The sequence below is a fragment of the Azospirillum palustre genome (assembly GCF_002573965.1).
GTDB classification, from domain to species: domain Bacteria; phylum Pseudomonadota; class Alphaproteobacteria; order Azospirillales; family Azospirillaceae; genus Azospirillum; species Azospirillum palustre.
This window is the reverse complement of the sequence record NZ_PDKW01000043.1, coordinates 1,191,446-1,210,869: the sequence shown is the minus strand read 5'-3', so window position 1 is coordinate 1,210,869 and position 19,424 is coordinate 1,191,446. Positions and strand designations below refer to the sequence as shown.

Genomic DNA, 19,424 nt, shown 5'->3' with positions numbered 1-19,424 from the left:
AATGGGCTCAATCCTTCAGCGCGATGACGACGCGCCGGTTCTGCTTGCCCTTGTTTTCGATCTTGGTCACCTCGATGCCGCCGATCTCGCCGGTGCGGGCGACATGGGTGCCGCCGCAGGGCTGCAAATCGACCCCTTCCACATCCAGCAGACGCACCCGGCCGCTGCCGGTCGGCGGCTTCACCGACATGGTGCGCACCAGTTCCGGCTGAGTCGCCATCTCATCGTCGGTGATCCAGCGGGTGCCGATGGGAGTGTCGGCGGTGATCAGCCGGTTCACCGCCTCGGTGATGGCGTCCTTGTCCAGCGATTCGGCGGGGACGTTGAAGTCCAGCCGGCTCTTGTCCGCACCGATCTGCCCGCCGGTCACCGAGCCCGGCACCACCGCACACAGCAGATGCAGAGCGGTGTGCATGCGCATGTGGCGGTGGCGGCGGTCCCAATCGATCTCCGCCTCCACCGCGGTGCCTGGGCTGGGCAGCTCCTGCCCGTCTTCCGGCACATGGATGACGTCGTCGGGGCCGCCGTCGCCCTTCACCGTGTCCTTTATACGGACTTCGAAGCCGTCGAAGCGCAGGACGCCGGTATCGCCCGGCTGGCCGCCGCCGGTCGGATAGAAGACGGAGCGGTCGAGCCGGATGCCACGCTCGTCCACCGTCGTGACGGTGGCGACGCAGTTGCGGGCGTAGGCGTCCTCACGGAAAAGCGCGTCCATATCCCCCTCGGAGAGAGTCAGGCCAGCCAGTCTGGCACAGGAAGATTCTTCTCACGGAGGAAGTCAGGATTGAAGAGCTTCGATTGGTAACGCTGCCCCCCGTCGCACAGGATGGTCACCACCGTGTGGCCGGGGCCGAGGTCGCGCGCCACCCGCATGGCGGCGGCGATGTTGATGCCCGACGAGCCGCCCAGCACCAGACCCTGGGTCTTGATCAGGTCGAAGACGATCGGCAGCGCCTCTTCATCGGGAATCTGCACGGCGTCGTCGATCGGCGCATATTCCAGGTTGGCGGTGATGCGGCCCTGGCCGATGCCTTCGGTGATCGAACTGCCTTCCGACTTCAGCTCGCCGCTGGTGTAGTAGCTGAACAGGGCGGCGCCCATCGGGTCGGCCAGCGTGATGCGGATGTTCGGGTTCCGCTCCTTCAGTGCCAGCGCGATGCCGGCCAGCGTGCCGCCGCTGCCCACCGCACAGGTGAAGGCGTCGAGCTTGCCGCCGGTCTGGTCCCAGATTTCCGGCCCGGTGGTGGTGCGGTGACCTTCGCGGTTGGCGGTGTTGTCGAACTGGTTGGCCCAGACGACGCCGTTCGGCTCGGTCTTCGCCAATTCCTCGGCCAGACGGCCGGAATAGCGGACGTAATTGTCGGGGTTGGAATAGGGGACTGCCGGGACCAGCCGCAGGTCGGCGCCGATCAGGCGCAGCATGTCCTTTTTCTCCTGGCTCTGCGTCTCGGGCATCACGATGACGGTGCGATAGCCGAGCGCATTGCCGACCAGCGCCAGCCCGATGCCGGTGTTCCCCGCCGTACCCTCGACGATGGTGCCGCCGGGGCGCAGCAGCCTGCGCTCTTCCGCGTCGCGGACGATGGCGAGAGCGGCGCGGTCCTTCACCGACCCGCCGGGGTTCAGGAACTCCGCCTTGCCCAGGATCTCGCAGCCCGTCGCCTTCGATGGCCCTTCCAGGCGAATCAGCGGCGTGTTGCCGATGGCGCCGATGAAGCCGTTGCGGATGTCCAAGGCGGGTACTCCCAAAGTCAGGTGTGGATTGCTGCCGATACTATCAGCGCGCAGGGTCACGGTTTCAAGGCGGGGTGTGTGGAATGCTGCATTGAACGAGAATGACGCGTGAAATATACGACGGAACCTTGGGAACCGGGAACTCCCCGCGCCTTACCCCTGACCCAGCCAGCGCTTGCGCAGAGACTCGCGGTGGCGGGCCAGCCAGCCGATGGCGATGATGGCGACGGAGTTGCGCAGGCGGTTCTCGTCCATCATGCCGATCGCCTCGTCGGCGGGCAGGGCCATGATGCGGATGTCCTCATGTTCCTCCTCCAAGCCGCCGGTCGCGGCGAGGTTGCGGCTGTCGACCCGGCCGCAGAAGACGGTGACGACCTCGGTGAAGGCGCCCGGGCTGACGTAATAATCGCAGATCTGCTCGATCTCCTGGATGGCGCAGCCGGCCTCCTCCATCGATTCGCGGCGCGCAACCTCTTCCGCGCTCTCGCCTTCGCCGACCATGCCGGCGACGATCTCGGTCATCCAGGCCGGGCCGCCGGCCGCAGCGGAGCCGACGCGGAACTGCTCGATCATCACAACGGTGTCGAGGTCGGGATCGTAGAGCAGGACACCCACCGCGGCCCCGCGGTCGCACACCTCGCGGGGGGGCAGCACGTCGGTCCAGGTGCCGTCGAACTTCTTGTGGCGCAGGCGGTAGACGTCGATGGTCAGAAAGCCCTTGTAGGGGGTCTTCTTTTCGAGAATCTCGATGTCGGGATGATTCATGATCGGGGCGGGTCCATGGATGGCTGTTTCCCACAAGGTGCTATGCTGGCGCGCCGTCCACAAGCGCCCGGGAAGGCAACCGGCCATCGGGGCAGGCATCACAGCGTTGGGTTCAGCCTGAGGAACCGTACGCGGTCGGCCGAGGTCACCGGAACCGGGGTCAGGGTGGAGCCGCGCATCACCTCCAGCGGAACGACGATGCCGGCCGGTCCCAGCCCCCAGAGCTTGCGGTAGAAATCCGCCAGTCCATTGAAGCGCTGGCCGCCGACACCGACGATCCAATCGCCGGGGCGCAGGCCCGCCGACTCGGCTGGGCTGCGTGGCGACACCTTTTCCACCAGTAGCCGCCCCATCTCTTCGCGCAAGGTGACGCCCAGCCAGGGACGGGCGGGTTCCTGCCGTCGCCCGTAAGCCAGAAGGTCGGCCAGAATCGGCTCAAGCGCCGAAACGGGGACGAACATGTTGCCGGGCAGGCTGCGCCCCTCCACCGCCTCCGCCACCAGCAGCGATCCGATGCCGACCAGCCGGCCCTCGCGGTTGACCAGGGCGGCGCCGTTGAAGGCGCGGATCGGCGGGAAGGTGAACAGCGCCTCGTCCAGCAGATATTCCCAATAGCCGGCGAACTCCCGCTTGCCGACCACCTTCACGGCGGTGGCTCCGCGATTGCCGCCGCCGCTGAGCGCCAGCAGGGTCTCGCCCTCCTTCGCGGCGCCTGGACCGGCCAGCCGCAGCCAGGGAGCTGAAAACCCCATCTCCGCCCGCAGCAGCCCGAAGCCGCTGACGGGGTCGTAGGCCACCATGCTGGCGGGATAGCTGCGTCCGTCGGCGGCGATGACCTGAATCTGCGACGCCTCCATCACCGTATAGCCGATGGTCAGGATCAGGCCGGAACCGTCGATGACGACCCCGCTGCCCTCGCGGTCGGTCCCCAGCGTGCGGGCGCTCTGGCTGTCGGCCGGCACGGTCGCGGTGATGCCGACGACGGAACGGACGACGCGCTCCGGGTCGAGTTGAGCGGACTCCGCCGCATTGGCCGGTAGGACATCAGGGACGGCCAACTGCAGGCCGATCAGGAAGAGAACGGTCGCCGCCAGACGCGGCACAACCGGTGTTGAGACGACCCGCATGACGCCGCACTCCCGCGCAAGGCAGGGCCAAGGGCACCCCCGGCGCCGCGCGGCCCTGTCCGTCGCGACTCGGGTGACACAAGCATGACATTGCGTTCGAGTCGCGGCTCATCAAGCCGTGATCGCGCGGTTGTCGACCATAAGCGCGACAAAGGTGATGGAAACATACGGCCGCCGCCCGGTGTTGTCCTCTCCGGGTTCCGAATTCCAAGGGTAAGGAGACAGCATGCCCATCGAAAGCGAACAGGAGCTGGAACAGGCCGTCCAGGAGTTCCAGCGCCTGAGCGACGCACCGGAGGGGTCCGAGGAGGGACGCCGCCGCAGTGTTCTGGACGCGGACATCAAGTCGTACTACGCCAGATGCGCGGACACGATGCGGCCTGCCAAGCCGCCCTCCACCGGCTGACGGAGGGGGACGCGGGTCCGCCTGGCCGACCGACATAACGCCGGCCATCATGAAGGAGAGCGGTCCGCAATGAAGCGACTCGACACCTGCTACACCTGCCGCTTCTGGGAGGGGCAGGGGCTCCGCCAGCGCGGGCCGAAGGGAACCTGCCGGCGCTATCCGCCGGTGGTGACCCCGCGAAGCCCGGAAGGCGACTTCCCGATCACCCTGTCCACCGACTGGTGCGGGGAATGGAAGCGGGTGACGGTTGCCGCGGCGGGCGGCGACCCATCGGAGTCCGACGACAGCATCTATGACGATCTGGTGGAGTAGGGCGCCTTACCGACCGGTGCCTTGCTCCCGACCGTTCAGCGCGGATTGGGCGGGATCACCAGAACCGGGGTGTTCTCGTAGGCCTGCGGATTGCGGTCGGCGACAGGTCCGCTCCAGTCGGCGCTCAAAGCCAGCAGGGCGACCAGCACGGCCGCCAGGAACAGCAGCATTGCCGTGACGCAGTCAACCGTCCGGACCGGACGCTCATCGGAATCGGACGAACGGTGGCCGGTGCTGCCGACCGGCGGGGCGGTGCGGAAATGTTCGGATTGGAATGGCAGAAGCACGGCGGTCCTCCATCGGCTGGAGACGCCCGGCCCAAGGCTCGGCCCGGATTGTTTTCCAAGTCTAACCCCGTGCAGACGTGCACGGCACTTCGCTTCCGGCAAGGCAGGATCGTCTTTTGGGACTAGTTCATGCCGTGGCGGGCCACCGTCAGTCCTAGCCCAACTGCTTTAAACCGAATTCGGTTACTTAAGCGCCACAGTCAAGCGGCAAGAGCGCAGAAAGACAAAAAGGCCGGATGCGCTTGGCATCCGGCCTTTTCGATCTGGCTCCCGGTGCTGGACTCGAACCAGCGACAAGCGGATTAACAGTCCGCTGCTCTACCAACTGAGCTAACCGGGATCGGTGACTGACCTTTCGGCCGCCGCCGTTGTTGGCGTGGCGGGTGTATAGCCGAACCATTCGGACCTGCCAAGCCAATTCCGACAGAAAAACGAATTTTCTTTTGACGGCAGGCGAAGCGGTGGGCGAGGGGCATTCTGCGAATGAAAACAAGGCCAAAACGCGAAAAGCCCCGCTGGAAGCGGGGCTGCGTTCGGTCTGGTTGACCATCATCTATACTGCTGTCAGGTATGGAGGCACGGGCGGGAATCGAACCCACGTACACGGATTTGCAGTCCGCTGCATCACCACTCTGCCACCGCGCCATCCTGACCGGCACCAGCGCGCCGTTTCCGGTGCGCCCTCGGTGTGGAGCGGTGGTATAGCGGCCTGAAACGGTGCGGTCAAGGCGAATGGTGACGATTTTTGAACATCGTCGATCGAACCGGCATGACCGCCCCTTGCCGACGCCTTCGCCGGCCGTTTTCCCGGCCTTCGGCAAAGCCCGCCCGCATATCGCTCGTGACGTTGTGTTCGCCAAGCCTTTGCGGCTATATACGGCCATGGCAGGAAGCCGTTCGCTGTTCGGCTTGGTGCCGGTGTCGTCACAACACATCAATAAGCGACCGCCATGACCGATTTCGCCGCCGCACGCTATTTCATGGTCGAGGGACAGATCCGCCCCAACAAGGTGACGGATCAACGTCTCGTCGATGTCCTGTCGGAGCTTCCGCGCGAAGCCTTCGTTCCTTCGTCGGCGCGCGGCGTCGCTTATGTCGACGACGATCTCCCTATCGGCAAGGGCCGCTTCCTGCTGGAGCCGATGGTCTTCGCCCGGATGCTGCAGGCTGCCGCCGTGCAGGAGACCGACCGCGTGCTCGACGTCGGGGCCGCAGGCGGTTACTCCACCGCGGTGCTGGGGCGACTCGCCTCGTCGGTCGTCGGTCTGGATTGCGACGAAGAGCTGACCGCGGCCGCGGCCGCGGCGCTGGCCGGGCAGGGGATCGCCAATGCCAAGACCGTAACCGGTCCGCTGGCGGAGGGGTACGCCCAAAACGCCCCTTACGATGTGATCGTCGTCGAAGGTACCGTTCCGGAGGTGCCGGCTTCGCTGACCGGCCAGCTGGCGGAAGGCGGTCGTCTGCTCGCCATCGTCCAGGGCAAGGGCAGCGTCGGCGAGGTCCGGCTGTTCCAGCGCACCGCCGGCGTGGTGTCGAGCCGCATCCTGTTCGAGGCACAGCCGCACGCGCTGCCGGGCTTCGAAAAGAAGGCCTCCTTCGTGTTCTGACCGGATTCGCCGGTTGGACTGGTCTTGAACTGAACCGTGCAGTTTACCTCTGCGCGGTTCTGCGCTACCGTCGCCGTCGCCCTTGCACGAAAGTGAGCAACCATGGCCGCACCGTTTGAGATCGAGGTGGAAGAACTGGACCGCCGCCGCAAGGCCGGCGACGAACCGGTCGTCCTCGACGTGCGCGAACCGTGGGAGTTTGCGCTGTGCGCCATCGACGGCAGCCTGCACATCCCGATGAACGGGCTTCCCGGTCGGGTGGAGGAGCTGCCGAAGGACCGCGATGTCGTCGTCGTGTGTCACCACGGTGGCCGCAGCGCGCAGGTCACCATGTGGCTGCGTTCCAAGGGCTTCGACCGCGCCATCAACCTGGATGGCGGTGTCGATGCCTGGGCGCGCCGAATCGACCCGAACATGAAGGTCTACTGAACATGACCGTGCGAAGCCGTTTTGCGCGCCGCTGGCTGCTGGCGACGGCCCTGACCCTGACCGCCACGATGGGCACAGCAGTGACCGGCGGTGGTACGGCCCAGGCCCAGTCCCTCGAACAGGCCCTCGCCCAGGCCTATGCCAACAACCCGACGATCGGTGCCCAGCGCGCCCGCCTGCGTGCCGTCGACGAAGGCGTGCCCCAGGCGCTGTCCGGCTACCGCCCGACCGCCCGCGTGACCGCCGGCATCTCCCGCTCGACAAGCGAGAGCAAGTTCGACGGCGGTTCGACCGGCTCGGAAGCCAACGCCAAGAGCGTCGGCGTCACCGCCACCCAGCCGATCTACGACGCCACCGTCGCCCCGGCCGTCCGCCGCGCCGAGCGGCTGGTCGAGGCGCAGCGCGCCACCCTGATCGCCTCGGAACAGTCGGTCCTGCTGGCCGCCGCGCAGGCCTATCTGGACATCGTCCAGAACCAGGCCATCCTGCAGCTGCAGACCAACAACGAGCAGGTGCTGCGCCGTCAGCTGGACGCCGCCCGTGACCGCTTCCGCGTCGGTGAATACACCCGCACCGACGTCAGCCAGTCCGAGTCGCGCCTGTCGGCCGCCATCGCCTCCAAGATTTCGGCCGAAGGCACGCTGCGCGCCTCCCGCGCCACCTACGAGCGTCTGGTCGGTGCCGCTCCCGGCGAGCTGAAGGCGCCGAAGCCGGCCTTCCGCCTGCCGAAGAACCTGGATGAGCTGGTCGAGCTGGCCCGCGCCAACAACCCGAACGTCCTGTCCGCCTCCTACACCGAGGCGGCGCAGCGCGAGGCGGTGGACCAGCAGTACGGCCGCCTGCTGCCGTCGGTGAACCTCTCGGCCAGCGGCACCCGCACCTACGATCCGGGCCGTTCGTCCGGCATCGACCTGAACCGTTCCGACAGTGCGCAGGTCACCGCCCAGGTGACCATCCCGCTCTATCAGGCCGGCCAGCCGGAAGCCCTGGTCCGCGAAGCCAAGCAGACCGCCAACCAGGCCCGCCTGCAGATCGAGGAGTCCCGCCGCCAGGTGACCGAATCGGCGGTCAGCGCCTGGCAGGCCCTGCAGACGGCCCGCGCCAGCATCGAGTCCTACTCGGCGCAGATCAAGGCGGCCCAGATCGCCCTGGAAGGCGTCCGTCAGGAGGCGCAGGTCGGCTCGCGCACCGTGCTCGACGTGCTGAACCAGGAACAGGAACTGCTGAACGCCCGCGTCTTCCTCGTCCGTGCCCAGCACGACGAAATGGTCGCGGCCTTCAATGTACTGGCGTCCAGCGGACAGTTGACGGCCGACCGTCTGAACCTGCCGGTCCAGAAATACGACCCGACCGCGAATTACGACAAGACGCGGGGCAAGTGGTTCGGAACTTCGGTGACCGAATGAACGAAGCGGCCCGCGAAAGCGGGCCGTTTTTGTATTATGGCTTTTTTGCCAGCCCTGCCCTAGGTTTGGGGCAGGTTGACGTCTCGGGTTGCCAAGATGAGCGATAAGGGCCAGCAAGAACCTTCGATGGAGGAAATCCTCGCCTCCATCCGGCGGATCATTTCCGAGGACGGCGAGCCTGCCAAATCGGAAACCCAGGCGCCTTCGCCGCCTCCACCTCCGCCGCCCCCTCCGCCGCCGCCCCCCCCACCCCCGATGGTGGAGGAGGACGACGACGTTCTGGAACTGACCCAGATGGTGGAGGATGAACCGGACGAGCGGCCCGACTTCGGCCAGCCCGATCCCGACCCCTGGCCGGAGGAGCCGGCCTTTCCGGAGCCGTCGCCTCCCCCTCCGCCCCCGCCGCGCTGGGACGAGCCGGATCCCGACCCGATGCCGCCGCCGCGTCCCGCCGCCCGGCGGCCGATGCCGGCCTTCGACGATTTCGAGGATGACGAGCCGCCGCCCCCGCCGCGTCCGCGCCGCCGCGCGGTCGATCCGGATGCCGGTCTGATCTCCCGCCGGACGGCGGAGGATGCCTCGCACCACCTGACCCATCTGGCGCGCGAGCTGGGCGACGACCTGTCCATCGGACCGATGCCCATCGGCATCCGCACGGTGGAAGAGGTCGTGCGCGAGCTGCTGAAGCCGCTGTTGAAGGAATGGCTGGACGAGAATTTGCCGACGGTGGTCGAGCGGCTGGTCCAGCAGGAGATCGACCGCATGATCCGGCGGTCGCAGAAATTCTGATCCCGCCTTCTCGATCCCTGCCCGTTTGAGCCCCGATTAAGACGTTTCTAGCGAAAGTTCGTGGTGATGTTGGAAAAGACGTACCGGCCCGCCGAGGTCGAGGAGAAGCACTACCGCCTGTGGGAAGAGTCGGGCGCCTTTGCCGCCCAGCCGCAGGGGAACGGCAATCCCTACACCATCATGATGCCGCCGCCGAACGTCACCGGCAGCCTGCACATGGGCCATGCGCTGACCTTCACCATCCAGGACGTGCTGACCCGCTACAACCGCATGCGCGGCCGCGACGCCCTGTGGCAGCCCGGCACCGACCATGCCGGCATCGCCACCCAGATGGTGGTGGAGCGCAATCTGGCGAAGGACGGCAAGACCCGCCACGATTTCGGCCGCGACGCTTTCATCGACAAGGTGTGGGAGTGGAAGGCCGAATCGGGCGGCACCATCACCCGCCAGCTGCGCCGCCTGGGCGCCTCGCCCGACTGGCCGCGCGAACGCTTCACCATGGACGAGGGGCTGAGCCGCGCCGTCCGCAAGGTGTTCGTCGAACTGCATCGCCAGGGCCTGATCTACAAGGACAAGCGGCTGGTCAACTGGGACCCGAAGCTGCACACCGCGATCTCCGACCTTGAGGTCGAGCAGAAGGAGATCAAGGGCAACCTCTGGCACTTCCGCTACCCCATCGATGGGGAGGAGGGCCGCTTCATCGTGGTCGCCACCACCCGTCCGGAAACCATGCTGGGCGACACCGGCGTGGCGGTGCATCCGGAGGATGAGCGCTACAAGGACCTGATCGGCAAGATGGTCCGCCTGCCGCTGGTCGGCCGCCTGATTCCCATCGTCGGCGACGAATATGCCGATCCGGAGACCGGCTCGGGTGCGGTGAAGATCACGCCGGCCCACGACTTCAACGACTTCGAGGTCGGGAAGCGCTGCGGGCTCGAGCAGATCAACATCATGGATCGCGACGCCCGGCTGAACGACAATGTTCCCGAGGCCTACCGCGGGCTCGACCGCTACGAGGCGCGCAAGCGGATCGTCGCCGAGCTGGAAGCGCTTGAGCTTCTGGAGAAGATCGAGCCGCACACCCACATGGTCCCGCACGGCGACCGCTCCGGCGTCGCCATCGAGCCGTGGCTGACCGACCAGTGGTACGTCGATGCCGCGACCCTGGCGAAGCCCGCCATCGAGGCGGTGGAGACCGGCAAGACGGTGTTCGTGCCCAAGCAGTGGGAAAACACCTATTTCGAATGGATGCGCAACATCCAGCCCTGGTGCATCAGCCGCCAGATCTGGTGGGGCCATCAGATTCCGGCTTGGTACGGTCCGGACGGCACCTTCTTCGTCGAGGAGACCGAGGTGGAGGCGCGCGCCGCCGCGACGGTGCATTACGGCAGCGATGTCGAGCTGACGCGCGATGCCGACGTGCTCGACACGTGGTTCTCGTCGGCGCTGTGGCCCTTCTCGACACTCGGCTGGCCGGACCAGACGCCTGAGCTGGACCGCTACTACCCGACCGACGTGCTGGTGACCGGCTTCGACATCATCTTCTTCTGGGTCGCCCGGATGATGATGATGGGCCTGCACTTCATGAAGGACGTGCCCTTCCGCACCGTCTACATCCACGCCCTTGTCCGTGACGAGAAGGGCCAGAAGATGTCGAAGTCGAAGGGCAACGTCATCGACCCGCTGGAGATCATCGACCAGTACGGCACCGATGCGCTGCGCTTCACCCTGTCGGCGATGGCCGCACAGGGCCGTGACATCAAGCTGGCGGTGAACCGGGTCGAGGGCTACCGCAACTTCGCCACCAAGCTGTGGAACGCCGCCCGCTACTGCCAGATGAACGGCTGCGATCCGGTCGCCGGCTACAAGCCGGTCGGCCTGACCCAGACGGTCAACCGCTGGATCGTCGGCGCGCTGGCCGATGCGGCGAAGAAGGTCGCCGAGTCGATCGACGCCTACAAGTTCAACGAGGCCGCCGGTGCCGCCTACCAGTTCACCTGGGGCACCTTCTGCGACTGGTACATGGAGTTCACCAAGCCGATCCTCGCCGGCACCGACGAGGCGGCGAAGGCTGAAACCCGGGCGACCACCGCCTGGGTGCTCGACCAGATCCTGCACATCCTGCATCCTCTGATGCCCTTCATCACCGAAGAGCTGTGGGAGCAGCTGTCGCCGGCCCGCGCCAACCGGCTGATCTCGGCTGAATGGCCGGAGTTCGCCGCCGACAGCGTCGATCCGGCGTCGCGCGACGAGATGGATTGGGTTGTGCGGCTGATCACCTCGGTCCGCTCCATGCGGTCGGAGATGAACGTCCCGCCGGCGGCGCAGATCGAGCTGAAGCTGAAGGATCCGAATGCGGTCAGCCTGAAGCGGCTGGACACCCACCGCGACCTGATCCTGCGCATGGCGCGCCTGTCCAGCGTCGAGCCGCTCCATGGCGATGTGCCGAAGAGCAGCGTCCAGGCGGTGCTGGACGAGACGACGCTGGTTCTGCCGCTGGAAGGCATCGTCGATCTCGACAAGGAGAAGGCGCGCCTGTCCAAGGAGATCGACAAGCTGGCCGGTGAGATCAAGAAGATCGACGCCAAGCTGTCGAACGAGCAGTTCGTCGCCAAGGCTCCGGAAGAGGTGATCGAGGAGCAGCGCGACCGCCGCGAGGCCGCCGATCAGGCTCGCGACAAGCTGCAGAAGGCGCTGGAGATGCTGGCCGGGTGATGTGTGGGGGAGGGGGCTTGATTACAGGCCCCCTTCCCATCCGTCCGCTACAGCGTGAAGATCGCCAGCAGCACAAGCACCGCGATGACACCGGCGATGCTGAGCTTCATGAATTTGGTGAAGGCGATCCAGGTCGCCTGATGTGAGCGGACGGTCTCCGCACTGACCGGATTGGGACTCACGGCCGCCATATCGATCAACCCTCCAACAGTTTCTTCTACCCGCAAATTTTGACGCGGACGCACAGAAACGCAACAGATTCCGAGTGGAACCGTCAACCATGCCGGAAGGGTGGTGATCGGAAGGGGCAGGGCCCTATAGCGGCGGGTTCACCAGGGCAGCGAGGTCCGGAACCGGACCGTCGATCCGCACCATATCGCCATCGACTCGGGCACGGCCCTCGGCGATCAGGCGAACGGCATGCGGATAGAGCCTGTGTTCCGACAAAAGGACGCGGTCGGCCAGCCTGTGGCCGTCGTCGCCGGGCAGGACCGGCACCGCCGCCTGGGCGATGATCGGACCCTCGTCCATTTCCGGACGTACGTAGTGCACGGTGCAGCCATGGAAACGGACGCCGGCGGCCAGCGCCCGCTCATGGGTATCAAGGCCCTTGAAGGAGGGTAGCAGGGACGGGTGGATGTTGATGAGCGCGTTGTGCCATTGCCCGACGAACCAGGGCGACAGCAGGCGCATGAAGCCGGCAAGGCAGACCAGCTCGACACCGGCCTCGCGCAGAGCGGCATCCATCGCCGCCTCGAAGGCCGGCTTGTCGCCGGGATAGCCGCGGTGGTCGACCACCGCGGTGGCGATCCCGGCGCCGGATGCACGCTCAAGCCCGAAGGCATCGGCCTTGTTGGACAGCACCAGCGCGATCTCGGCCGGGAAACCCGGCGCGGCGCAGGCGTCGATCAACGCCTGCAGATTGCTGCCGCGCCCCGAGATCAGGACGCCGAGCTTCAACTTGCTCATCAACGGATCCTTGAGGCGTCCCTTACGCGGTCCAGGCCGCGTCCATGCCAGTGACGGTCACGCGGGCGTCGCCGTCCTTCAGGGCGGTGACGGTGCCGACGGTGAAGACCGTCTCGCCGCCCTCGCGCAGGATGCCGATGGCCTCGGCCGCCTTGTCGGCCGGAACCACGACGACCATGCCGAGGCCGACGTTGAAGGTGCGCGCCATCTCGTACGGGGCGATGCCGCCGGTCTTCATCAGCCAGGAGAAGACGGGGGGCAGGGTCCAGGCCGAGGCGTCGAGAACGACACCCAGCCCGTCCGGCAGGACGCGCGGAATGTTCTCGATCAGGCCGCCGCCGGTGATGTGGGCCATGGCACGGACCGTGCCGGCGCGCACCGCCTTCAGCGTGCTCTTCACATAGATGCGCGTCGGGGTCAGCAGAGCTTCGCCCAGCGTCCTCGACGCGTCCCACGGGCAGGCGGAATCGTAGCCGAGGCCCGATTTCTCGACCAGCTTGCGCACCAGCGAGTAGCCGTTGGAGTGCACGCCGGTCGAGGCGAGGCCGAGGACCACGTCACCCGCCTGGACGGCGGAACCGGTCAGGGCGTGCTGGCGTTCCACCGCACCGACGGAGAAGCCGGCGAGGTCGTAGTCACCTTCGGAATACATGCCGGGCATCTCGGCGGTCTCGCCGCCGACCAGCGCGCAGCCGGCCTGACGGCAGCCTTCGGCGATGCCGGCGACGATGTCACGGCCGGCGGCCACGTCGAGCTTGCCGGTGGCATAGTAATCCAGGAACAGCAGCGGCTCGGCGCCCTGCACCACCAGATCGTTGACGCACATGGCGACGAGATCGATGCCGACCGTGTCGTGACGGTTGGCGAGAATCGCCACCTTCAGCTTGGTGCCGACGCCGTCGGTCGTCGCGACCAGAAGCGGATCCTGGTAGCCGGCAGCGCGCAGATCGAACAGCGCGCCGAAACCGCCCAGGCCCGCGTCGGAGCCTGAACGCGCGGTGGAGCGGGCAAGCGGCTTGATCGCTTCGACAAGCGCGTTGCCCGCATCGATGTCCACACCGGCCTGCTTGTAGGCGTCGGACATGTTATAGGACTGGGTGCTGATGGTATCCTCGCTTGGGCTGAGCTATATACCGGGCCTTGGGCTCGGGCCGAACATACTCGAATCGGAAGGCTTTGCAATGCTCCACCGCCGCCGCGCGCCGCTCCTCGCCGGTCTTGCTGCCATGTCCACCGCTCTGGTCGTTGCGATGACCGGGCCGGCCGGGGCGCAGACCGGTTCTCCGCCGCCGGCCGCCTCCTCTGCCGCCACCGCTCCGTCCGCCGCAGACCCCTTCGCGGTGTCCGGCGTCCGGGTCGACATCAACGGCAGCAATCCGACCACCGTGCGCGATCAGGCGATCCGCGAGGCGCAGGCCAAGGCCTGGACGGAGCTGTACCGCCGGCTCGTTCCCGGCGGCGGCAACCCGCCGCGCCTGTCGGACGGCGAGATCGCCAAGCTGGTCCAGGGCTTCGAGATCGACGAGGAGAAGGTGTCGGCCAGCCGCTATGTCGGCGCCATCACCGTGCGGTTCCGGCCCAATGCGGTGCGCGATGCCCTCGGTCAGAGCGGCGGTGCCGCCCAGTATGTGGAGCCGCCATCGCGGCCCTTCGTCATCCTGCCGGTGACGCTGACCGACGGGCGCACCATCCTGTGGCAGGACCGCACCCCCTGGCGCGCGGCCTGGGAGGCGCGGCAGCCCGCTGCCTCGCTGGTGCCGCTGGTGGTGCCGGACGGCGAACTGTCCGATGCCCAGGCGATCAGCGGCGAGGATGCCGTCGCCGGCAATGCCGACGCGCTCGCCCGCATCGCCCAGGCCTACAAGGCGGGCGGAGTGGTCGTCGCCCGCACCGATCTTCCGGCCAACGGCCCCGATCCGGCCCGCGGCCTGACGGTCGACGTCACCCGTTACGGGCTCGACGGGACGCGCGAGAACCAGACGGTGCAGGTGAAGGGTGGCGGCACTGCCGAGGAACTGCTGAACCGTGCCGTCGCGTCGGTCGGCACCCAGGTGGACGATTCGTGGAAGCGCGAGCACACCACCGCCACCGGGCCGGAGCAGAACACCCTCGTCCGCGTGCCGCTGACGGCAGTGAACGACTGGGTGGAAACGCGCAAGCGGCTGTCCGCCGTCAATGCGGTGACCCGCAACACGCTGATGTCGATCACCCGCAGCGAAGCGCTGATTACCCTGACCTATCGGGGTGCGCCCGAACAGCTGGCCCAGGCGCTCGCCCGCCAGGATCTGGGGTTCACGCATGCAGCACCTCCCGTCGCCGCCCCTGTTGCCGCCGGTTACCCCGCGCTGCCGGTTCCGTCGGCTGACTGGCAGCTGACGCTGCTGCCGCGCGGGTCGGGTGCCGCGTCGGCCGGTGCCGTTCCGTCCTCCGCCGCGCCGATGGCGTCCCCGACGTCGCTGGCGCCCTCGGCGCCGATGGATGCGGGCGCCGTGGGCACGATGGGCGCCCCGCCGCGCAACCTGGGAACGCTGCCGGCGAAGAGCGCACCGTGAGCGTACCCAACATCATCACCTTCCTGCGCATCGTGGCGGTTCCGGCCGCGATGTACATGATCCTGACCGGCAGGATGGAGTGGGCCTTCGCCCTCTTCGTCGCCGCCGGCCTGTCCGATGCGCTGGACGGCGCCATCGCCCGCATGTTCCGCGCGCGCACCGTGCTCGGCGGCTATCTCGACCCGCTGGCCGACAAGGCGCTGATCGTCGGGGTGTACATCGCCCTTGCCTGGGTCGGCACCATCCCGTTGTGGCTGGCGATGATGGTGGTGTTCCGCGACATCATGATCATCGGCGGCGTCATCCTGCTGTTCACGCTGAAGGAGACGCTGGCGATGCAGCCGCTCTACATCAGCAAGGTGAACACGGTGGTGCAGATCGCGCTGGCCGCCGCCGTTCTGGCGCCGCCGGCACTGGGGCTGCCGGACATCCACCTGTATGGCTGGGAACTGGTCGATGTGCTGGTGTACGTCTGCACGGTGACGACGGTGCTGTCCGGTGTGCTGTACGCCCGGCGCGGCGCCCTGCTGTTCAACCGGCTCGGCGGCGTTCCGTGACGCCGGCCAAGCAGCTCCGCTTCTGGCTGATCGGCCTGGGGCTGTTCGTGCTGGCGCTGTGGCTGCTGGCCGACATGCTGCTGCCCTTCGTGGTCGGGCTGGCCATCGCCTATCTGCTCGACCCCGCGGTCGACCGGCTGGAGGCGGCGCGGCTGCCGCGCTGGCTCGGCACCACGCTGGTGCTGCTGGGCTTCGTGCTGGTCATGGTGCTGATGGCGCTTCTCCTGCTGCCGCTGGTGCAGGGGCAGGTCTCCCATCTGCTGGAGGTGCTGCCGAACTATGCGACCCTGGCGAAGGAACGGCTGATCCCGGCGCTGAACCGCTTCATCCACCGCCTGCCGGCCGACGATGTCGAGCGACTGCGCGCCGCCGCCGGCAATTATGCCGGAGAGGTGGCGGGGCTGGTCGGCCGCGTCGTCACGCGCATCCTGTCGGGCGGGCTGGCGCTGTTCGACATCGTCACCCTGATGTTCATCACCCCCGTCGTCGCCTTCTATATGATGCGCGACTGGGACCTGATGGTGGGCAAGGTCGATTCCTGGCTGCCGCGCCAGCATGCCGAGACGGTGCGCGAGCAGGCCCGCGAGGTGAACGTCACCCTGTCCGGCTTCGTGCGCGGACAGGCGACGGTCTGCGTCGTGCTCGGCGTCTTCTATGCGCTGGCGCTGTCGGCGGCGGGGCTGGATTTCGGGCTGGTGATCGGCCTGATGGCCGGGCTCCTGTCCTTCATACCCTATGTCGGCACCCTGTTCGGCTTCGTCGCCAGTACCGGCCTTGCCCTGCTGCAGTTCGACGAATTCTGGCGCGTCGCCATCGTCATCGGCATCTTCCTGTTCGGGCAGGCGGTGGAAGGCAATGTCCTGACGCCGAAGCTGGTGGGCGACAAGGTCGGGCTGCATGCGGTGTGGGTGATGTTCGCCCTGCTGGCCGGCGGCAGCCTGTTCGGATTCGTCGGCGTGCTGCTGGCGGTTCCGGTGGCTGCGGTGATCGGCGTGTTGACCCGCTTCGCCTTGCGACAGTATCTCTCAAGCCCGTACTACCGCGGCACCGACGCGGAACGCTGATGAGTGTGTCCGCATGAGCTTGCCGGCGCAGATACCGCTCGACCTCGGGCACCGGACGGCGATGGGCTGCGAGGACTTCCTCGTCGCACCCAGCAACGCCGATGCCGTGGCGTGGCTGGACCGCTGGCCGTCCTGGCCCGCCCCGGCGCTGACGCTGTACGGACCCGCCGGCTGCGGCAAGACCCACCTGTCCCAGGTGTGGCGCGCCCGCAGCCATGCCCTGGTGACCCGGGGCGATGCCCTCGAGTCGGCAACGGTGCCGTCGCTGCTGGCCCCCGCCAACGCGGTGGTCGTCGAGGATGCCGACATGGTCGCCGGCCGGCCGGAGCGGGAAGAGGCGTTGTTCCACCTGTACAACCTCGCCCGCGAACAGCGGGGCCATCTTCTGCTGCTGTCGCGCAAGGCGCCGTCGCGCTGGCGGACGAAGCTTCCCGACCTGCGGTCGCGCATCAAGGGCGCGCCGGCTGTCGAGGTCCGGCCGCCCGACGACGCGCTGCTCGCCGCGGTGCTGGTCAAGCTGTTCGCCGACCGCCAGTTGCGGCCGGGGATGGAGGTCGTCACCTATCTGCTGGCGCGGATGGAGCGGTCGCTCGATTTCGCCCGCCGTCTGGTGGCGGCGCTGGACCATGCGTCGCTGGCCGCCCATCGCGGCGTGACCGTGCCGTTGGCCCGCGAAGTCCTTTCGGAACTGCAACGGACGGAACCGCAACGATCCGGTTCCAAAACGACCCTCTGATACCGACAAGGGAAGAGACGACCATGGATTTGGGTATCTCCGGCCGCCGCGCCATCGTCTGCGCCGCCAGCAAGGGGCTGGGCCGCGCCTGCGCCTTCGCGCTGGCCCGCGAGGGCGTGCATGTCACCCTGACCGCCCGCAACGCCGATGCGCTGGAGGTGACCGCCGAGGAGATCCGCAAGGCGACCGGCGTCACCGTCACCACTGCCGCCGGAGACATCTCGACGGAGGAGGGGCGGGCGGCGGCGCTCGCCGCCTGCCCGGAGCCGGACATCCTGATCAACAACGCGGGCGGTCCGCCGCCGGGCGACTTCCACGATTGGGACCGCGAGGATTGGATCCGCGCGCTGGACGCCAACATGCTGACGCCGATCTTCCTGATCAAGGCGACGGTGGACGGCATGATGTCCCGGGGGTTCGGCCGGATCGTCAACATCACCTCGGCCGCGGTGAAGGCTCCGATCCCGATCCTGGGCCTGTCGAACGGCGCCCGCACCGGCCTGACCGGCTTCGTCGCCGGCCTGTCACGCCAGACGGTGAAGCACAACGTCACCATCAACAACCTGCTGCCCGGCCCCTTCGAGACCGACCGCCTGCGCAAGACGATGGAAGGCGGTGCCAAGGCCGGCGGACGCAGCATCGACGAAGAGATGGAACTGCGCCGCAAGTCGAATCCCTCCGGCCGATTCGGCGATCCGGAGGAATTCGGGGCTGCCTGTGCCTTTCTTTGTGCCGCAAGCTCCGGTTTCATGACCGGGCAGAACATCCTTTTGGATGGCGGAGCCTTCCCCGGCACGATGTAACCTGCGGTATCGGGAGACGGGCCGCCGCCGCGTCTCAAGTTTGTCTCTCCAATTCGCAATAAAATCCGCCCATCGTCACAGGCCATTAAGAAACGGCGACGGGAAGGGGGGCTCCAGCATCGGCTTGGGCGCCGCTTCCCCGGTCCGCCGGTCGGCAAAACGCGGCAGTGCCGCGGCGACCGGACAACGGCTTTTGCGAGCCACTGGCACAGGAACGATGAGCATGCAGCAGAGTGTGGCGGCCCCCGCGGTCTACACCGACCTTGGCCGCGTCATGGAGAGCATCACCCGGCGCTTCCTTGACGTGCTTCGGATGGAACTGGCCCGCATCGGCGTGACCGACCTCAGCCCGACACAGGCGCTGATGCTGCTGCACATAGGCACCGAGGAACTGTCGGTCCGCGACCTGCTGGAGCGCGGCTATTATCTGGGCTCCAACGCATCCTACAATCTGAAGCATCTGGTGGAGGCCGGCTATGTCGACCGCAGCCCGTCCCAGCGCGACCGGCGGGCAGCCCGCCTCAAGCTGTCCGCCCAGGGGCTTGCCACTTGCGAAGCGCTGAAGAAGCTGGAAGCGACGCGCGCCGACAGCCTGCTGCGCACCGACAGTGACGGTGCCGACTTCGAAACCACCTATCGCACGCTGCGCCGGCTGGAGCGCGCCTGGACCGACCTGATCCGCTACGACGACGCCGATCCGGCCTGACAGATTCCTGCATTCGACACGTAACTTTCCAACCTCCTGTCCGTTCGATCTGTGTCCGGAATGGAACACCTGAGTCCGGAACGAGAACATAGGAAGAACTGACCGGTTGCCGTTCTGCGTCCGTTCTGGTAGCTCTGTAAGAACAAGACGCGAACAATGGAGGTTGGCATGTCGGTTCTGGCTTTCCTGCGCGAATGCATGACTCTCGCAATTTTCCTGGCGGTGCTCTACGGCTGGGCCACGGTCGGGCCGATTCTGATCGGCTGAGGATGGCCGGGATGCGCCCGAGGGTTTCGGGGGCGCATCCCTTCGAAAGAGGTCCCCAAAGGGGGAATGCCGCGTCGGTATTATATCCGAAATCCCAGCCCACCCCGGCCGGCGCAGCGCTTACATCGGGAACACGCGGACCCGTCCCTGGCCCATCCGAGAAGCCGAAAGGGGGGCGGTTCCGCGAACGCCG

At 67.1% G+C, this 19,424-nt stretch carries 21 protein-coding genes and 2 tRNA genes; 13 read left to right on the top strand and 10 right to left on the bottom strand.

The window, feature by feature from the left end:
* Nucleotides 1–7 precede the first annotated feature (7 nt).
* The 4 genes from CRT60_RS28065 to CRT60_RS28050 form a co-directional block, all read right to left on the bottom strand.
* Nucleotides 8–715: an alanyl-tRNA editing protein gene (locus CRT60_RS28065; protein ID WP_098739760.1), complete on the bottom strand. Its 708-nt coding sequence runs from the start codon at nucleotides 713–715 to the stop codon at nucleotides 8–10.
* 17 nt (nucleotides 716–732) lie between these two features.
* Nucleotides 733–1,734, bottom strand: coding sequence for a cysteine synthase A (locus tag CRT60_RS28060; RefSeq protein ID WP_098739759.1), 1,002 nt, complete (start codon nucleotides 1,732–1,734; stop codon nucleotides 733–735).
* 153 nt (nucleotides 1,735–1,887) lie between these two features.
* Nucleotides 1,888–2,499 (bottom strand): NUDIX domain-containing protein, encoded by a 612-nt coding sequence (locus CRT60_RS28055; RefSeq protein WP_098739758.1) that lies wholly within the window; start codon nucleotides 2,497–2,499, stop codon nucleotides 1,888–1,890.
* A 98-nt stretch (nucleotides 2,500–2,597) separates the two neighbouring features.
* Nucleotides 2,598–3,626, bottom strand: coding sequence for a S1C family serine protease (locus tag CRT60_RS28050; RefSeq protein WP_098739757.1), 1,029 nt, complete (start codon nucleotides 3,624–3,626; stop codon nucleotides 2,598–2,600).
* Between the two features lie 226 nt (nucleotides 3,627–3,852).
* Between CRT60_RS28050 and CRT60_RS28045 the strand changes: the two genes are divergently transcribed.
* Nucleotides 3,853–4,032: a hypothetical protein gene (locus CRT60_RS28045; protein WP_098739756.1), complete on the top strand. Its 180-nt coding sequence runs from the start codon at nucleotides 3,853–3,855 to the stop codon at nucleotides 4,030–4,032.
* Between the two features lie 69 nt (nucleotides 4,033–4,101).
* Nucleotides 4,102–4,344 carry a hypothetical protein gene (locus CRT60_RS28040; protein WP_098739755.1) on the top strand — a complete coding sequence of 81 codons (243 nt, stop codon included), beginning with the start codon at nucleotides 4,102–4,104 and terminating at the stop codon, nucleotides 4,342–4,344.
* Between the two features lie 35 nt (nucleotides 4,345–4,379).
* Here the strand turns inward: CRT60_RS28040 and CRT60_RS28035 are convergent, their stop codons facing one another.
* The 3 genes from CRT60_RS28035 to CRT60_RS28025 all read right to left on the bottom strand — a co-directional run bounded on the left by CRT60_RS28035 (nucleotide 4,380) and on the right by CRT60_RS28025 (nucleotide 5,276).
* A complete protein-coding gene (locus CRT60_RS28035; RefSeq protein WP_098739754.1) occupies nucleotides 4,380–4,631 on the bottom strand; it encodes a hypothetical protein in 252 nt (83 codons plus the stop codon).
* Between the two features lie 264 nt (nucleotides 4,632–4,895).
* A tRNA-Asn gene (locus CRT60_RS28030) sits at nucleotides 4,896–4,971 on the bottom strand.
* A gap of 231 nt (nucleotides 4,972–5,202) precedes the next feature.
* Nucleotides 5,203–5,276: transfer RNA gene (locus CRT60_RS28025), tRNA-Cys, on the bottom strand.
* Between the two features lie 305 nt (nucleotides 5,277–5,581).
* Here CRT60_RS28025 and CRT60_RS28020 point away from each other — a divergent pair.
* The 5 genes from CRT60_RS28020 (at nucleotide 5,582) to CRT60_RS28000 (ending at nucleotide 11,577) form a co-directional block, all read left to right on the top strand.
* Nucleotides 5,582–6,238: a protein-L-isoaspartate O-methyltransferase family protein gene (locus tag CRT60_RS28020; RefSeq protein WP_098739753.1), complete on the top strand. Its 657-nt coding sequence runs from the start codon at nucleotides 5,582–5,584 to the stop codon at nucleotides 6,236–6,238.
* 102 nt (nucleotides 6,239–6,340) lie between these two features.
* Nucleotides 6,341–6,667 (top strand): rhodanese-like domain-containing protein, encoded by a 327-nt coding sequence (locus CRT60_RS28015; protein WP_098739752.1) that lies wholly within the window; start codon nucleotides 6,341–6,343, stop codon nucleotides 6,665–6,667.
* 2 nt (nucleotides 6,668–6,669) lie between these two features.
* Entirely contained in the window at nucleotides 6,670–8,073 is a 1,404-nt protein-coding gene (locus CRT60_RS28010) for a TolC family outer membrane protein (RefSeq protein WP_098739751.1), read from the top strand.
* A gap of 96 nt (nucleotides 8,074–8,169) precedes the next feature.
* Complete coding sequence (locus CRT60_RS28005) at nucleotides 8,170–8,862, top strand: DUF2497 domain-containing protein (protein ID WP_098739750.1); 693 nt, start codon at nucleotides 8,170–8,172, stop codon at nucleotides 8,860–8,862.
* A 66-nt stretch (nucleotides 8,863–8,928) separates the two neighbouring features.
* Nucleotides 8,929–11,577: a valine--tRNA ligase gene (locus CRT60_RS28000; protein ID WP_193548463.1), complete on the top strand. Its 2,649-nt coding sequence runs from the start codon at nucleotides 8,929–8,931 to the stop codon at nucleotides 11,575–11,577.
* A 47-nt stretch (nucleotides 11,578–11,624) separates the two neighbouring features.
* On the opposite strand, the gene CRT60_RS35885 is transcribed toward CRT60_RS28000, so the two are convergent.
* From CRT60_RS35885 to purM, 3 genes are all read right to left on the bottom strand, one after another.
* Complete coding sequence (locus CRT60_RS35885) at nucleotides 11,625–11,768, bottom strand: aa3-type cytochrome c oxidase subunit IV (protein WP_109051686.1); 144 nt, start codon at nucleotides 11,766–11,768, stop codon at nucleotides 11,625–11,627.
* Nucleotides 11,769–11,892: 124 nt separating this feature from the next.
* Nucleotides 11,893–12,546 (bottom strand): phosphoribosylglycinamide formyltransferase, encoded by a 654-nt coding sequence (purN, locus tag CRT60_RS27995; protein ID WP_098739748.1) that lies wholly within the window; start codon nucleotides 12,544–12,546, stop codon nucleotides 11,893–11,895.
* Between the two features lie 22 nt (nucleotides 12,547–12,568).
* On the bottom strand, nucleotides 12,569–13,630 hold the full coding sequence (purM, locus tag CRT60_RS27990; RefSeq protein ID WP_098739747.1) for a phosphoribosylformylglycinamidine cyclo-ligase: 1,062 nt from the start codon (nucleotides 13,628–13,630) through the stop codon (nucleotides 12,569–12,571).
* Between the two features lie 142 nt (nucleotides 13,631–13,772).
* Between purM and CRT60_RS27985 the strand changes: the two genes are divergently transcribed.
* From CRT60_RS27985 to CRT60_RS27960, 6 genes are all read left to right on the top strand, one after another.
* The gene (locus CRT60_RS27985) at nucleotides 13,773–15,098 is read left to right on the top strand and encodes a DUF2066 domain-containing protein (protein WP_244592808.1); all 1,326 of its coding nucleotides are present in this window, start codon (nucleotides 13,773–13,775) and stop codon (nucleotides 15,096–15,098) included.
* Complete coding sequence (locus tag CRT60_RS27980; RefSeq protein ID WP_098739745.1) at nucleotides 15,095–15,655, top strand: CDP-alcohol phosphatidyltransferase family protein; 561 nt, start codon at nucleotides 15,095–15,097, stop codon at nucleotides 15,653–15,655. The genes CRT60_RS27985 and CRT60_RS27980 overlap by 4 nt, the downstream gene beginning before the upstream one ends.
* Entirely contained in the window at nucleotides 15,652–16,719 is a 1,068-nt protein-coding gene (locus tag CRT60_RS27975) for an AI-2E family transporter (RefSeq protein WP_098739744.1), read from the top strand. Before CRT60_RS27980 ends, CRT60_RS27975 begins: the two co-directional genes overlap by 4 nt.
* 13 nt (nucleotides 16,720–16,732) lie before the next feature.
* A complete protein-coding gene (locus CRT60_RS27970) occupies nucleotides 16,733–17,455 on the top strand; it encodes an HdaA/DnaA family protein (protein ID WP_098739743.1) in 723 nt (240 codons plus the stop codon).
* Between the two features lie 23 nt (nucleotides 17,456–17,478).
* The gene (locus tag CRT60_RS27965) at nucleotides 17,479–18,258 is read left to right on the top strand and encodes an SDR family oxidoreductase (protein WP_098739742.1); all 780 of its coding nucleotides are present in this window, start codon (nucleotides 17,479–17,481) and stop codon (nucleotides 18,256–18,258) included.
* Between the two features lie 223 nt (nucleotides 18,259–18,481).
* Nucleotides 18,482–18,964 carry a MarR family winged helix-turn-helix transcriptional regulator gene (locus CRT60_RS27960; protein WP_425290420.1) on the top strand — a complete coding sequence of 161 codons (483 nt, stop codon included), beginning with the start codon at nucleotides 18,482–18,484 and terminating at the stop codon, nucleotides 18,962–18,964.
* Nucleotides 18,965–19,424 lie beyond the last annotated feature (460 nt).